Annotated in this window: 10 protein-coding genes and 1 pseudogene; 10 read left to right on the top strand and 1 reads right to left on the bottom strand. The window is 66.4% G+C overall.

Going from position 1 to position 15,314, the window contains the following annotated elements; all coding sequences use genetic code 11:
- The 3 genes and pseudogenes from K9U40_RS05305 to nhaA form a co-directional block, all read left to right on the top strand.
- A partial coding sequence (locus K9U40_RS05305) for a hypothetical protein (protein ID WP_282889164.1) occupies positions 1–346 on the top strand: 346 nt, incomplete at its 5' end.
- A 29-nt stretch (positions 347–375) separates the two neighbouring features.
- Positions 376–702 (top strand): hypothetical protein, encoded by a 327-nt coding sequence (locus K9U40_RS05300; protein WP_282889163.1) that lies wholly within the window; start codon positions 376–378, stop codon positions 700–702.
- A gap of 91 nt (positions 703–793) precedes the next feature.
- Positions 794–2,121 (top strand): annotated as a pseudogene (nhaA, locus tag K9U40_RS24690) (Na+/H+ antiporter NhaA).
- On the opposite strand, the gene K9U40_RS05285 reads toward nhaA, so the two are convergent.
- Positions 2,116–2,979, bottom strand: coding sequence for a transglutaminase family protein (locus K9U40_RS05285; protein WP_282889161.1), 864 nt, complete (start codon positions 2,977–2,979; stop codon positions 2,116–2,118). The pseudogene nhaA and the gene K9U40_RS05285 overlap by 6 nt on opposite strands.
- 391 nt (positions 2,980–3,370) lie before the next feature.
- Here K9U40_RS05285 and K9U40_RS05280 point away from each other — a divergent pair, with 391 nt between their 5' ends.
- The 7 genes from K9U40_RS05280 (at position 3,371) to K9U40_RS05250 (ending at position 15,158) form a co-directional block, all read left to right on the top strand.
- A complete protein-coding gene (locus tag K9U40_RS05280) occupies positions 3,371–3,583 on the top strand; it encodes a cold-shock protein (RefSeq protein ID WP_282889160.1) in 213 nt (70 codons plus the stop codon).
- 226 nt (positions 3,584–3,809) lie between these two features.
- Positions 3,810–3,938 (top strand): hypothetical protein, encoded by a 129-nt coding sequence (locus K9U40_RS05275; protein WP_282889159.1) that lies wholly within the window; start codon positions 3,810–3,812, stop codon positions 3,936–3,938.
- Between the two features lie 9 nt (positions 3,939–3,947).
- On the top strand, positions 3,948–4,316 hold the full coding sequence (locus K9U40_RS24685) for a hypothetical protein (RefSeq protein ID WP_349239412.1): 369 nt from the start codon (positions 3,948–3,950) through the stop codon (positions 4,314–4,316).
- A complete protein-coding gene (locus tag K9U40_RS05265) occupies positions 4,279–4,542 on the top strand; it encodes a DUF1488 domain-containing protein (RefSeq protein WP_282889158.1) in 264 nt (87 codons plus the stop codon). Before K9U40_RS24685 ends, K9U40_RS05265 begins: the two co-directional genes overlap by 38 nt.
- Positions 4,543–4,648: 106 nt before the next feature.
- On the top strand, positions 4,649–4,870 hold the full coding sequence (locus K9U40_RS05260) for a hypothetical protein (protein ID WP_282889157.1): 222 nt from the start codon (positions 4,649–4,651) through the stop codon (positions 4,868–4,870).
- A 186-nt stretch (positions 4,871–5,056) separates the two neighbouring features.
- Positions 5,057–13,543, top strand: a complete 8,487-nt coding sequence (locus tag K9U40_RS05255) for a GH36-type glycosyl hydrolase domain-containing protein (RefSeq protein WP_349239411.1) — start codon at positions 5,057–5,059, stop codon at positions 13,541–13,543.
- A 418-nt stretch (positions 13,544–13,961) separates the two neighbouring features.
- The gene (locus K9U40_RS05250; protein ID WP_282889156.1) at positions 13,962–15,158 is read left to right on the top strand and encodes a DUF932 domain-containing protein; all 1,197 of its coding nucleotides are present in this window, start codon (positions 13,962–13,964) and stop codon (positions 15,156–15,158) included.
- The last annotated feature ends 156 nt before the right edge of the window (positions 15,159–15,314 follow it).

Here is a 15,314-nt window from a genome sequence, read left to right as displayed (position 1 = left end):
AGACCTCAACCATCGCGCTCGTCGGACCGCGGTTTCCTCCCCTGGAGGCTTTCCGACGCCGGCCCGCGTGACCAGCCCCACCGTCGTGATCGGGCCGGCATCCGAAACCCTTCACAATAGCGGGCATTTGGGTGCCGACCACAACCGGACTCTCGACTGCCCTTATGCCCAGCCAACGCGTGCCGCGAAACGGTCGTCCGGCCACTGCCAGGAAGCCATGGAATGGTGCATCTCGCGCGCAATGTCAGAAGACGTTTCTCAGAAAGCCGCCGCGCGCCAAATGAAAACGGTCAAGCTAAAAGCCGTTTTGCCGCACCGCGAAAGCAAACAGAGGCGAAAATTGTAAATCAGGACGATATGTGCTAGGTATTCACGATGAATGATATCCACCAAAACAAGCCCTTCGATGCTACGGAGATGGCGGCCGCGGTCGCGCGCTGGGAGGGGGAGGGCGGTTCTCAGATGCCTCGGTCCGAGGCCTCCTGGTCGGTCAACGCCTTGACGGGACCGGAGCGGCGCGTTCTCGAGCATTTGGGTGTAGCCGTGGTCAAGGAGTGGAACCTGCTGCCGACGGCGATTCAGCGCGCGCTCTTTGCGAACGCCACCGCCAGCACGGGCGATCCAGCGCAGCTGAAGGCGCTCATCGCGCGCTTTCTACACGAGCATAAGGACGCCCCCGCCAGCATGACTGTGAAGACGTAGTGCGACCTTGGATAGACGCGTTGCGATGCCGCGCGCGTCGTCGTCTTCGGCGTGTTCCGAGGGCGAACCAAAAATGCACCGCACGAACAAGATGGCGAACGGCCTCGGGCGGCTTCCTCAGGAGCCCGCCGACCGCTTTACCAAACCGTTCATGCGCTTCCTGCGCATAGAGAGCATGGCCGGCGCAGCGCTGCTGCTTGCCGCTATTGTGGCCCTGGTGCTCTCCAATTCTCCCTGGGCGAAGCCGTTTCTCGCAGTCTGGGACACGCGCGTCGGGTTGGAGATCGGCCCGATCAGCTTTTCCCGATCCCTGCAGCATTGGATCAACGATGGTCTGATGACGCTCTTCTTCTTCGTTGTCGCTTTGGAGCTGAAGCGCGAAATCGTTCTGGGAGAACTGCGTGATCTCCGGACGATTACGCTCTCGCTCGCGGCAGCGCTCGGGGGAATGGCGGTTCCGGCGGCCCTGTTTCTGCTCCTGCAGGGCGGCGGCGATGGCTGGCATGGCTGGGGCGTTGTCATGGCGACGGATACCGCTTTCGTCATCGGGGCGCTCGCGGTCCTGGGCAACCGCATTCCCTTGAGCCTGCGGTTGTTCCTGCTGTCGCTGGCGATCTTTGACGATGTGGGAGCGATCCTGGTGGTGGCCATCGGCTATGGCGGGTCCATCTCCTGGCTCCCCATCGCCCTTGCAGGAACAGGATTTGCCCTGGTGGCGGTCATCTCGCGGTTGGGAATCCGCTCCATCCCGGCCTATTTCGCCATCGGCGGAGCAATCTGGCTGGCGCTGGATTCGGGCGGCATTCACCCGACCTTGGCCGGCGTGATCCTTGGTCTCATGACGCCGGCCCGACGCTGGGTCAGCGGCATTCGCCTGCATGCGATCTTCGATCGGGTGGTCGCCTATCCCCAGGCGAGCGTTGGGCCGGCGACAGCAAGGGGCGACAGGACCTGCGGCGGGCCGGCATCGCCGCCCGCGAGGCGCTTTCGCCCATCGAGCGCCTGGAAATGCTGCTCCATCCCTGGGTCGCGTTTGCTGTCATGCCGCTTTTTGCCCTGGCGAATGCCGGCGTCAGCATCGTACCCGCTGAATTCCATCGTGGGCTTGCATTTGCCGTCTTCGCCGGCTTTGTCGTGGGGAAGCCTGCGGGCATCGTGATGTTCAGCGCGATCGCCGTCGCGCTGCGCCTCGGCCAGCGTCCGGCCGAGCTCTCCTGGGGCGTGCTGGCGGCCGGTGCCATGCTCACGGGCATCGGCTTCACCATGGCCTTGTTCATCGCCGAGATGGCGTTCGAGGGGGAACTGCTCACCTCGGCGAAACTCGGAATCCTGGCGGCGTCGGTGGTCTCGGCTGCCGGGGGGCTGCTCACCCTGACCTTCCTGACATCTTCCGGGTTGCGGCGCCCTATCGCTTCATGACGTGACGTGGACGTCCACCGTCATATCCCGGAAGGCGCCGCTGTCGCCGACGAAGCTGCCCTGCACCGGAATGGCCTGGCGGATGTCGCGCACCACCGCCACCGGGATGAGATTGAAACCGCCCATGCTGCGGTTGGTCGGATCAAACGGGATCCAGCCCGCCCCGGGCACGAACACTTCCGCCCAGGCATGAGTTGAGCCCGCCCCCTGAGGGCCGGCGAAAGTTCCGGCCGGATTGTAGAGATAGCCCGACACGATGCGCGCGCCGAAGCCGAGGCTGCGTACAGTCTCGACGAACAGCACCGCGAAATCGCGGCATGAGCCCCAACCACGATCAAGCGTGTGCGTTGGCGACTGCGTCCCCTCCTCGTCGCGGCTCTGATAGGAGATCCGTTGGGATACGCCGGCGCTCAGATCCTTGAGGAGGGAGAGTGTATCGGTGGAATTTCCCCGGACGAAACCGAGCGCCCAGCTCCGCAGCCGCCCGGAGACGTCAGGGAACTGGGGGACGCCCAATGCGCCGAGATCGGTCCATTCGTCGTCGGAATAGCGAAACGGGAAGGACACAGCGGAGCCCGCGATGGCGAACACCGGCCATGGCACGACATCGAGCTGCAGCTCTGTCGTGCTCTCGATCACCAGATGATCACTGTTGGTGAAAAATGTCGCCGTGGCGACCGCGTTGCCGAAGACATCCTGGGCCCAGTCCACCGTCGCCGCCGGTGTCAGCTCCACATGATTCGATGTCACCCTCAGGTCGCGGCTTTCACGCGGGCGGAGCATCAGCCTGTGAGGGCCGAATGTCACCGGCCGATGGAAGCGATAGGTGGTGATGTGGTGGATCTGGAGGGTGATCAATGGGCGCTCCATCGGGCAGCATCGAGTCATGAGGCGGTGGCTGGGATACAAAAGCAAACCGCAGCAGTGCCTCGCCGGAGGCCCGGAGGCGAGAGCGCCTTGGATCTGAACGGCGTTCATAGGGTAAACACTGCGGAATGCCTGCGGCGCTAGCCGTATATTCAGCACGAAACGTGCCACCTTTTGGTGGCGGCAGGCTCAATAAATAAATGTCATTGCCAATTGCGGCATTCAGGAGCATATTGAGTGGGTCGATAGAAAGCCTGATAACTTGGGTTCTCGCAGAAGTTTACTGCGGCCAAGCAAAAATTCTCGCCTGAAAACGCGATTTCGACGACCAGCCGCGCGTTGCGTGCCGGTAAGCTAAATATCAAATTGAAAAGGCTTCCCCATGACTGAGGGAACCGTGAAGTGGTTCAACGCCCAGAAGGGCTTTGGATTCATTGCCCCTGATGCGGGCGGCAACGACGCCTTCGTCCACATCAGCGCCCTGGAGCGCGCGGGACTTGGCGATCTGCGTGAAGGCCAGAAGGTGAGCTTCGAACTGGTCGCTGACCGCAAGAGCGGCAAGATGGCCGCCGACATGCTCAAGGATTTGAGCTGATCTGATTGGCCGTCGTCCCGGAAGTGTTCGGAAGCGGCGGCCCCGCGCATCTCGATCCTGTCGCTGACCGCGGATGTACCGGCAGCTTCGGCGGCGATGCGCCCCCCTTCGCCCCGCAGGGCGCCCGACGCCTTGCAACCTCCCTGAGAGGGCAAGGCGTTTTTCATTTCACCCCTGTTTTCGTTTCACCCCCGGCATCAACCGACGGACCACACAGGAGGCGCACATGGCCAAAGGTCAGCTGCGCGGCAACCGCGAATCCAAGAAGCCGAAAAAGATCAAGGAACCTGAGGCGCAGCCAGTCTTCGCAAAATGGTCTCCCGTGTCCGTAGGGCCTCCAAAGAAGAAAAATTGAGGTGTTATCATGAACATTCGAACCCGTGAAACCATGGTTTCATTCGATCATCCCTTTCGCCTGAGCAATGTCGATGGCATTTTGCCGGCTGGGACCTACCGTGTTGTGACCGACGAGGAGCAGATTCTCGGCCTCTCCTTCATCGCTTACCGACGTGTGGCGACGGTGCTGCATATCCCGGCGATTTCGGCTCCTCAGGGCCGGTACGCGAGCCTCGATATCGACCCCGTCGAGCTGGAGGCCGCCATGCTGAAGGATCACCAGCCATCGGCCGGCAACGGCGACCTGACGTCTTCCGTCGCCGCCAACCAGGTGGACGCAGCCATCACAGGAAAGACCAATGTCACTCCAGTTTCCCAATGCCAGCCGCATCTTTGATCCGGTCAGGCGCTGCGTGACCTTCTGGGGGCACGATTCCGCCTTTGAGATCGTGTTCAATCTCGACGCTGACGCCCTGAAGCGATTCAATCCCCAGGGCGGGCAGGACGAAGAGGCCTCTCTGCGGGCCTTCGACATGAACAGGGGCCAGATCCAGCGCGTCGCGAGCGGTGTCTATGCGCGTCGCAGGCAAAACTTCCACCGCCTCGCCGCGTCCGACTTCTAGGGCCGGCGCATTTTTGGACGAGGCCACGGCACGTTCGCGAGACACACCGCGAGAGGCTCGTCGCGCGTCCTGCCCGACCCGACGCGAGAAAGGCGCCCAGATCGCCATGAACAAGGGCCTTCACATCGTTTTCCAGTCGCTCGACGCCGAGCACGTCCTTGCCAGGGTGATCTGGCGTGAGCAAGACAGCGGTGGGGGAACCGTCACACTCGAGATTCCTGTCCGCAACAGCTCCGCCGCGCCAAAGAGCAATGCGCAGCTCCAGGCGGACGCGCGGGCCATGGCAATCCGGTTCGCCCGCGCCTTCGCGGACACGATCGAGGATTAGACCGTTGCTCCACCGGTCATAAGATCGCGCGGCGCGGCCCTCCGGCACCGCTCTTCACTGAACCGATCGTGGGCCGCACCGCACGATGGAAAGGTCCATTTGCTCGCACTTCTTCTCCGCGCTATCGGGCGTACGTCCGCGTCATCCCTCTGGGACGACCAGCCTGTCCGCGAAGAGCTCTTCGGTATGGAGCGGCTCGAAGAGCACGCCCGCAGCCTGGCCGAGGCGCAACCGGTGGAGCCTCGGCTCACCAAGGGACATGCGCTCTCGGTCCGCCTCGCCGACAATGGCGCCGCTTTGCTGGCGGCCTACCGTGCCATTGCCGCGGCCGTCGCCGAAGGCGGCGCCATCACCCCTTCGGCGGAATGGCTGATCGACAATTACCATCTGGTGGAAAAGCAGATCCAGGAGATCCGCTCCGATCTGCCGCCGGGATACTATCGTCAGCTTCCCAAGCTCGCCGCCGGGCCCTTCGTCGGATATCCGCGCGTGTTCGGGGTGGCCTGGGCGTTCGTCGCCCATACCGACAGCCGCTTCGATCCCGAGATGCTGTCGCGCTATCTCAGGGCCTACCAGGAGGTCCAGCCGCTGACCATTGGCGAGCTGTGGGCGGTCTCCATCACCTTTCGGATCGTGCTCATCGAGAATCTCCGGCGTCTGGCCCAGGCGATCGTCGATGACCGCATCGCCCGGCGCGACGCCGATGCTTTGGCCGATCGTCTGCTGGGCGTCGGCGGCGGCCCCAGCCAGCCCGTTGCAACTGTGCTCGCCAAGCATGAGCAGGACGGGCTCCCCGATGCCTTCGCCGTGCAGTTGGTCCACCGGCTGCGCGACCAGGATCCCGGGATCACGCCTGCCCTCGTCTGGCTCGATCAGCGGCTGGCGGCCCGGCATACGACGGCCGACACGGTTGTCCGCGACGTGCATCGCAGCCAGGGCGCGGCGAACGTGACCATTCGCAACATCATCACCAGCCTGCGTCTGATCTCCGACCTGGACTGGCAGGAGATGTTCGAGCGCACCAGCTGCGTGCATGCCATGCTGGCTGCCGGAAGCGGCTATGACGCCATGGACTTTCCGACCCGCAATCTCTACCGGGACGCGATCGAGCAATTGGCGCGCGGATCACGCCGCAGCGAGCTTGAGGTCGCCCGTGAGGCGATCGCCGCCACTGAACTGGCTCGCGCCGAGCATTGCGACCCGGAGGGGCCCCGCCGCGACTGCGATGCCGGCTACCACCTGATCGGAGCCGGGCGGCGGGCGTTCGAGCGTCAGCTCGGCTTTCGCCTGCCCATCGGCAGCATCTCCACCCATCTGAACCGGGCCTTCGGCATCGGCGGGTACGTGGGGGCGATCGCCATCGCGGCCGTGGCGTTGCTGGCATTGCCGATGCTCGCCCTGGCCTCTGCCGGCATCGGCGCGGCACAGCTCGTTCTGCTCACCCCGCTCGGGACCTTGCCGGCGATCGACGCCGCGGTGGCGCTGGTCAATCGCGCCATGAGCTTCGGCTTCGGGGCGACGGCGCTGCCGGCGCTGGAATTGCGTGACGGCGTTCCCTCGCATCTGCGCACTCTGGTGGCCGTCCCCACGCTGCTGACGAGTGCTGCATCCATCGAAGAAAATGTCGAGCGGCTCGAAATCCACCACCTCGCGAGCCCCGAAGGCGATCTTTATTTCGCGCTCCTGTCCGACTGGACTGATTCCGAGACGGAGCACGCGGCCGGCGACGACGCTTTGGTCGCCGTGGCCGCGGCAGGGATCGCCCGCCTCAATGCCCGCTATGGGCCCACGCCGGGCGGCGCCCGGTTCGCCCTGCTGCATCGGCGGCGGGTCTGGAACGCGGGCGAGGGGCGCTGGATCGGCTGGGAGCGCAAGCGCGGCAAGCTCCACGAATTGAACCGCCTGTTGCGCGGTGCCGCCGATACCACCTTCATGGACATCGCCGAATGCCCGCCGAGGCTGCCGGAGGACGTGCGCTATGTGGTGACGCTGGACGCCGATACCCGGCTGCCGCACGACACGGTCCGCCGGCTCATCGGCAAGATGGCCCATCCGCTCAACCGGCCCCGCTTCGATGCGGCGGCGGGGCGGGTGGTGGAAGGCTATGGGGTCCTCCAGCCGCGGGTGACGCCGTCCCTGCCCATGGGCGAGGAAGGATCGCTGTTCCAGCGCACCTTCTCCTCCATGAGCGGCATCGACCCCTACGGCTCGGCCGTGTCCGACGTCTACCAGGACCTGTCCGGGGAAGGCTCCTACGCCGGAAAGGGTATCTACGACGTGGATGCCTTCGAGGCCTCCTTGAAAGGCCGCGTGCCGGATTCGACCCTCCTCAGCCATGACCTCTTCGAGGGCGTGTTCGCGCGTGCCGGCCTTGCCTCCGACGTGGAAGTGGTGGAGGAGTTTCCCGCCCGCTACGACGTCAGCGCCCTAAGACGCCATCGCTGGGCGCGTGGCGACTGGCAGCTTCTGCCCTGGATCTTCGGAAGCGGACCCCAGCTCCCCGGCGCCACCCGGGGCTTCAGCGCCATCCCCGTGATGGGGCGTTGGAAGATGCTCGACAATCTGCGCCGCTCCCTGTCCGCGCCCCTGGCCGTCGCGGCCCTTGTCGCCGGCTGGACGCTGCCTTTCGCCGCCGCGTTGTTCTGGACCGCCGTTGTGTTGTTCACCCTCGCGCTGCCCAATCTCATTCCGGTCCTCGCCGCCATCGTGCCCCGTCAGCGCGGCATCGCCATCTCCAGTCATCTGCGCGCCCTCCTGGGAGACCTGCGTCTGGCGATGGTGCAATCCGCACTCGCGGTGGTGTTCCTTGCTTACGAGGCATGGCTGATGGGCGATGCCATCGCCCGCACGCTGTGGCGGCTGCTGGTCACCCGCCGGCACCTGCTGGAATGGGTGCCGGCCGCGCAGGCGAGCCTTGCCCGACGTCTTGATCGTGCCGGCTCCTATCGCCGGATGGCCGGCGCGCTTGTCATCGCCGGCGTGGCACTGCTTGTTGCGGGGGTCGCCGGACGGGGTGCCTGGCCGCTGGCGGCGCTCTTCGCCGCGGCGTGGGCTGCATCGCCGGCGGTGGCGCGCTTCGTCAGTCGCTCGCCTCATTCGGCGGACCAACTGCGGATGTCGGAGGCGCAGGCCCGAACGCTGCGGCTGACCGCTCGGCGCACCTGGCGGTTCTTCGAGACCTTCGTGACCGATGCGGACCACGCCCTGCCGCCGGACAACTTCCAGGAAGCCCCCGCGCCGGTGCTGGCGCGGCGGACGTCGCCGACCAACATGGGCCTTTATCTGCTGTCAGTCGCCAGCGCCCGCGATTTCGGATGGCTGGGAACCGGCGACGCCGTGCGCCGTCTGGAGGCGACACTTCGCACCATGTCCGGCCTCCCCCGCTTCCGCGGCCATTTCTACAATTGGTACGACACCAGCGACCTGCGCGCCCTCGATCCGAAATACGTCTCCACTGTCGACAGCGGAAACCTGGCCGGGCATCTCATCGCGCTCGCCAACGCGCTGCGGGACTGGAAGGCGTCCGCGCAGCCGATCACGCAGCGTCTTGCCGGGATCGCCGACGCTCTGGACCTGGCCCGCGAAGAGGCCGGCCTTCTTGCGGACGGGCGCCGCACCCAGACCGTGACCCTCCCACAATTGGACGAAGCACTCGCCACCCTCGCCACCGCCGCACGCCGGGCCTTATCGGCCGGTGAGGATATGTCCTGCCGGCTGGCGGATCTCGCCGCCGCTGCGGAAACGATGGTGGATATCGCGCGGGCCCTGGCCACCGAACGCGGCGACGCGCCGGGCTCGGACTTGCTGTTCTGGGCACAGGCCAGCCTCGACGCCATCGCCAGTCACCACCGCGATCTGGCGGATGGACCGACGGATGAAACCAATCTGGGGTTTCGCCTGGCCGCGCTCGAGAACACCGCCCGCGCCATGGCTCTCGAGATGGAATTCAGCTTCCTCCTGGACCGCAGCCGCAATCTCTTGTCCATCGGCTATCTGGTGGCCGAGGGCACGCTCGATCCGAGCTGCTACGACCTTCTGGCCTCGGAGGCCCGGCTCGCAAGCTTCTTCGCCATCGCAAAGGGCGATGTCCCTGCCCGCCACTGGTTCCGTCTCGGGCGCTCGGTGACGCCCATTGCCCACGGCGCCGCGCTGATCTCCTGGTCGGGCTCCATGTTCGAGTATCTGATGCCCTCGTTGATCATGCGCGCGCCGGCCGGCAGCCTGCTCGACCAGACCAACCGGCTGGTGGTTCACCGGCAGATCGACTACGCGGCCGGCATGGGGGTGCCGTGGGGGATTTCCGAATCCGCCTACAACGCCCGCAACCTGGAACTGACCTATCAATATTCCAATTTCGGCGTTCCCGGCCTCGGGCTGAAGCGGGGACTCGGCGACAATCTGGTGATCGCGCCCTATGCGACCGCGCTTGCCGCCATGGCCGCCCCGATCGCCGCCTGCGCCAATCTGGCCCAGCTCCGCGAGGCCGGCGCCCGTGGCCGCTACGGCTTCTACGAGGCGCTGGACTACACCACGAGCCGCCTCCCGGCAGGCGAGAGCCGCGCCGTGGTGCAGGCCTTCATGGCGCATCACCAAGGCATGACCATCGTTGCCGTCGCCGACACGCTTCTGGGCGGCATCATGCGCGCGCGCTTCCATGCCGAGCCCATGGTCCAGGCCACGGAACTCCTGCTTCAGGAGCGCACGCCCCGTGACGTCGCGGTGGTGCGCCCCTGGTCGGCGGACGGGCGCGCAGCGGCGCGGGCCCGTGATCTGGAGCCACCCGCCGGGCGCGCCTTCACGTCTGCCCGGCAGGCCACGCCTGCCACCCACCTGCTTTCCAACGGGCGCTATGCCGCCATGCTCACCGCCGCGGGCTCCGGCTACAGCCGCTGGGGCGAATTCGCAATCACCCGCTGGCGCGAGGATGCGACCTGCGACGATTTCGGTTCCTACGTCTTTGTCCGCGACGTGCACAGCGGGGAGGTCTGGTCGTGTGGCTTCCAGCCGAGCGGCGTCGAGCCGGACGCCTATCACGTGACCTTTCACGAGGACCGCGCGGAATTCATCCGCCGCGACGGCACGCTGGAGACGGCGCTGGACGTGCTCGTCTCCGCCGAGGACGATGCGGAGGTCCGCCGCGTCAGCCTCACCAACACGGGCAACCGCGTCCGGGAATTGGAAATCACCTCCTACGCCGAGCTGGTGCTGGCGCCTCAGGCCTCCGACATCGCCCATCCCGCCTTTTTCAAGCTGTTCGTCGAGACGGAATACCTCGCCGACATCGGCGCCATCCTGGCCACGCGCCGGCGGCGCGCCCCGGGCGAGCCGGAAATCTGGGCCGGCCATTTCAGCGTGCTGGAAGGCGAAGCCATCGGCACGCCAGAGGTCGAAACCGACCGTGCGCGCTTCCTGGGTCGAGGCCATGGTGTGCGCACCCCCATCGCGGTCATCGACGGGCGCCCTCTGTCGAACACGATCGGGACGGTGCTCGACCCCATCTTCGCCCTGCGCAGGCGGGTGCGGATCGAACCGGGCGGAATGGCGCGTGTCGCGTTCTGGACCGTGGCGACGTCCACCCGCGGCGCGCTGCTGGACGGCATCGACAAGCATAACGATACCGCCGCGTATGGCCGCGCGGCAACCCTCGCCTGGACGCAGGCTCAGGTCGAGCTCTACCACTTGGGCATCACGGCAGGCGATGCGGCCACATATCAGCGGCTCGCCGGCTATGCGATCTACGCTGCGCCGACGTTACGCCCCGCGTCGGACACGATCCTTCGCGGCGGGGGGCCGCAGTCCGGCCTCTGGGCGCAGAGCATTTCCGGTGACCTGCCCATCGTGCTGCTTCGCATTTCCGACCTCGACGATGTCGATGTCGCCCATGAACTCCTGAAGGCGCACGAATACTGGCGCATGAAGCAGCTCGCGGTGGACCTGGTGATCCTCAACGAGCGCCAGTCGTCCTATGTGCAGGATCTGCAGATCGCGCTCGAGGCACTCGTCCGCACCAGCCGATCGCAGCCGCAGGCGGAGCGGAATGGACCTACGGGACGGGTATTCGTGCTGCGCGCCGATCTCATTCCGGCGGAAACGCGATCGCTCCTGTCTTCCATTGCCCGCATCGTACTCGTGGCCCAGCGCGGCAGCCTCGTGGAGCAGCTGGACCGGATCAGCGCAGCCGAATCCACCCCAAGCGTGCCTCTCAGACTCCGTGCAGCGGCGCCCGAGCCGCCGCCTCCGCTGCCGGAGCTGGAATTCTTCAACGGCCTCGGCGGATTCGCCGACAATGGACGCGAATATGTGACGGTGCTCGGCCCGGGCCGGTCCACGCCGGCGCCGTGGATCAATGTCGTCGCCAATCCCGCATTCGGTTTCCAGGTGGCAGCCGAGGGCAGCGGCTCCACCTGGTCCCAGAACAGCCGGGAAAACCTGATCACGCCATGGTCGAACGATCCGGTCACTGACCGCACCGGCGAAGCCTTCTACCTGCGGGACGATGAGACCGGCGCCGTCTGGACGCCCACCGCCCTGCCCATGCGCGACGAGGCGGCCACCTATGCGGCCCGCCACGGCCGGGGCTACAGCGTCTTCACCCATGCGGCCCATGGCATAGCGAGCGAGCTTGTCCAGTTCGTGCCGGTCGAGGGGGCCGTCAAGATCTCCCGCCTCACACTGCGCAACCTGACAAGCCGCCCGCGACGGCTCTCGCTCACCGCCTACGCGGAATGGGTGCTCGGTCCATCGCGCTCCGCCACGGCGCCCTTCGTGGCGACTTCCATCGACAGCGAGACCGGGGCCCTGTTCGCCTGCAATCCCTGGAACGGCGATTTCGGGTCACGCGTCGCCTTCCTCGACATGGGCGGACGCCAGACCGACTGGACGGGCGACCGCCGCGAATTCATCGGGCGAAACGGCACCCTCGCCGACCCCGCGGCGCTCAGGCGGCTCGCGCCGCTTTCCGGGCTCGTGGGGGCAGGCCTCGATCCCTGCGGGGCCATGCGGTCGACCGTGCACCTGCGCCCGAATGCCAGCGCGGAGATCGTCATCCTCCTGGGTGAAGGTGCCGATGCGCCGGAGGCCCGCGAACTGATCGCCCGGTTCCGCGCCGCCGACCTTGACGCAGTCCTCGCCGAAGTGACCAAGGGCTGGGACGATATCCTCGGCGCTGTCGAGGTACGCACACCGGACCGCGCCATGGACATCATGCTGAACGGCTGGCTGCTCTACCAGTCGCTGGCGTGCCGGGTGTGGGCGCGCTCGGCTTTCTACCAGGCGAGCGGCGCCTACGGCTTCCGCGACCAGCTCCAGGACGGAATGGCCCTTGCCCCGCTGCGTCCGGACATGACGCGCGCGCACCTGCTGCGGGCCGCCGCACGGCAATTCGTCGAAGGCGACGTGCAGCATTGGTGGCTGCCCCATTCGGGGCGGGGCGTGCGCACCCGCATTTCCGACGATCGCGCCTGGCTCGCGTTTGCCACCGCCCATTATGTGAAGGTGAGCGGCGACCGTGGCGTCCTGGATGAAAGGGTGCCCTTCCTGGAAGGCCAGAAGCTCAATATAAGCGAGCACGAAGCCTTCTTCCCACCCACCGTCTCCGACGAGGCCGCTTCCCTGTTCGAGCACTGCGCCCGCGCCCTGGACCAGAGTCTCGCGCTGGGCCGCCACGGCCTGCCGCTGATCGGAACCGGCGACTGGAACGATGGCATGAACCGCGTGGGCCAAGGCGGCGAGGGCGAGAGCGTCTGGCTCGCCTGGTTCCTGCACGCGGCCCTCACGGCGTTCGCCCCCCTGGCCGACGCAAGGGGAGACGATCTGCGCGCCGCGCGATGGCGGGCCCATGCGGAGGGGCTTGGCGCTGCGCTCGACCGCGCGGCGTGGGACGGGGAATGGTATCGCCGCGCCTTCTCCGACGATGGCACTCCGCTGGGCTCGGCCATGAGCGGGGAATGCCGTATCGATTCCATCGCGCAGTCCTGGGCGGTGCTGTCAGGCGCGGGCGATCCCGCACGGGCCGTCCGCGCCATGGCGGCGGTGGAGCGGGAGCTGATCCGGCCGGGCGAAGGATTGGCGCTGCTGTTCACGCCGCCGTTCGACAGGACGCCGCTCGATCCCGGCTACATCAAGGGCTATCCGCCGGGCATCCGCGAGAATGGCGGCCAATACACCCATGCGGCGCTTTGGTCCGTGATGGCATTCGCAGCCTTGGGAGATGGCGACAGGGCCGCGGCCCTGTTCTCCATGCTCAATCCCATCAACCACGCGCGGACCCGCTCCGACGTCCTGCGCTACAAGGTCGAGCCCTACGTGCTCGCCGCCGACATCTATGCAGAGCCGCCCCACGCGGGCCGCGGCGGCTGGACCTGGTACACGGGCTCGGCGGGCTGGATGCAACGGGCGGGGATCGAGAGCATCCTCGGGCTGCGCAAGGAAGGGTGCATGTTCCGCCTCGATCCCTGCATCCCGCGGGAGTGGCCGGGCTTCGAGCTGACGATCCGCCACGGCTCGGCGCGATATCGCATCACAGTGGAAAATCCGCAGGGTGTGAGCCGGGGCATTGTGTCCGCCACGCTGGATGGGGTCGCACTGCCGGTGAACCCGCTGCTCATCGCTCTGGAGGATTGGCCTGCAGATCACCCCATCCGCGTTACGCTTGGGCTAGACGTGCCGTCCTGATGTCACGTCCAACCTCTACGCAATGGCGAGCTGGATCAGAAGGTTACATTGCGCAGGTTGGTGCCGGAGACCAGACGTTCCGGACGTCAGCTTTGGGTCAGTTCCTGCCCACGACTGTCATCGGCGACATGTCCGCTTATCGTGCGAAGTTTCCAATACCGGACTGTCCGCTGTCGGCCCCATACCGGCCGTTCGCCCTCACCGCAGCGAACTTCTGCTTATGGCGCTCCCGAGGCAGTGACAGCCTCGCTCCCTCACGCGTCAATCCGGCGGGATACCATCCACCCGAGCGAGACGCTCTTCGGTATTCGGCCGGCGTTCCGACCGCATTGTCGAGAGCGAGAGGTTGGATCGGATTTCCGTGACGGGTTGAAGATCGGGAGAGAGGCTTCCGGCGCCCGTCACGGAGTTTGGTCCCATGACTGAGGTTCAGGTTCTAGAGACGAGCCGGGAAGTGGCAGGCGGATACAGGGTGGATGCGAACCGCGGCGGGGTGATCGGCCGCGTGTCCTCCGAGTGGTTCTCCCGGCCGGCGGACGAGCGCTTCCTTTCCCTGTCTGAGCTCTATGGCGCGGTGCGCGGGCGGTCCGACCGGAGCCGGACGCGCACCGTGGAGAGCGCCGCCATCCGCGTCGAGGCGAGCCGGGAGGCTCCGGACCGGCTGACGCTCGCGCTGCCCGGGGCGGAGGCGCCTGTGGCCCCGACCCACTGGAGCTTCGGCCAGCTGGCGGGCCTCATCGGGGCGCCCGCCGCCTATCTGCGTCAGCTCCCAGCACCGTTGGCCGGCATCAACCTGCAGCACGGCCTGCTGTCGCACCGCGCCGAGCAGGTGAAGACGCTGGAGGTGGAGGAGGGGCGCGTCGAACTCCGGGCGGTGACCGGTCCCGACTACGGCCGCATCTATGACCATGAGCTGGTGGACGCCGTGCGCCGCATCGCCGGCAATGGCACCGGCGACACGCGCTGGAAGGTGCCGGGCGTGCTCGACTGGTCGACGGGCATCTACAATCCCCGCGTCGACATCACCAAGGACACGACCACGCTCTACGCCTCTGACCGGGACGTCTTCCTGTTCCTGGTGGACGACCTCAACCCCATTGAAGCCGGCCGACTGCCTGACGGCTCGCCCGACCTGTTCTTCCGGGGCTTCTATTGCTGGAACTCGGAGGTTGGCGCCAAGACGCTGGGCATCGCCAGCTTCTATCTCCGGGCGGTTTGCCAGAACCGCAACCTGTGGGGCGTGGAGGATTTCGAGGAGATCACCATCCGCCACTCCAAATACGCCGCCTCCCGCTTCGCCCATCAGGCGGCGCCGGCCCTGGAGCGCTTCGCCAACTCCTCGCCCATGCCCTTCGTCAACGGCATCAGGGCGGCGCGCGAGCGCATCGTGGCGCGCAACGATGAAGACCGTACCGAGTTCCTGCGTCGCAAAGGTTTCTCCAAGGCAGAGACGCAGAAGGTGATCGACACCGTGCTCGCCGAGGAAGGCCGCAAGCCGGAGAGTATCTTCGACTTTGTGCAGGGGATCACAGCGGTGGCGCGGGACAAGCCGCATCAGGATGCTCGCCTCGATCTGGAGGCCCGGGCAAAGAAGCTCCTCGACCGGGCCGCCTGAGATCCGCAAAGCCGGAGATGCGGATCGCCGTGTTTCTGGCTCCGTGTCGTTCCAGGTTTCCGGATTGTCGGTTCTGCGGCGCCGTCTTCAGAGGCAGAGGGCGGCGCCGTGCTTCGTGACGGGTTGGAGGTCAGAGAGAGAGGTTCTCCGGCCGCC

Source organism: Xanthobacter autotrophicus, assembly GCF_030015065.1.
GTDB lineage: Bacteria > Pseudomonadota > Alphaproteobacteria > Rhizobiales > Xanthobacteraceae > Xanthobacter > Xanthobacter autotrophicus_D.
The sequence above is the reverse complement of the archived record's forward strand: the minus strand, read 5'-3'. Positions and strand labels throughout refer to the sequence as shown.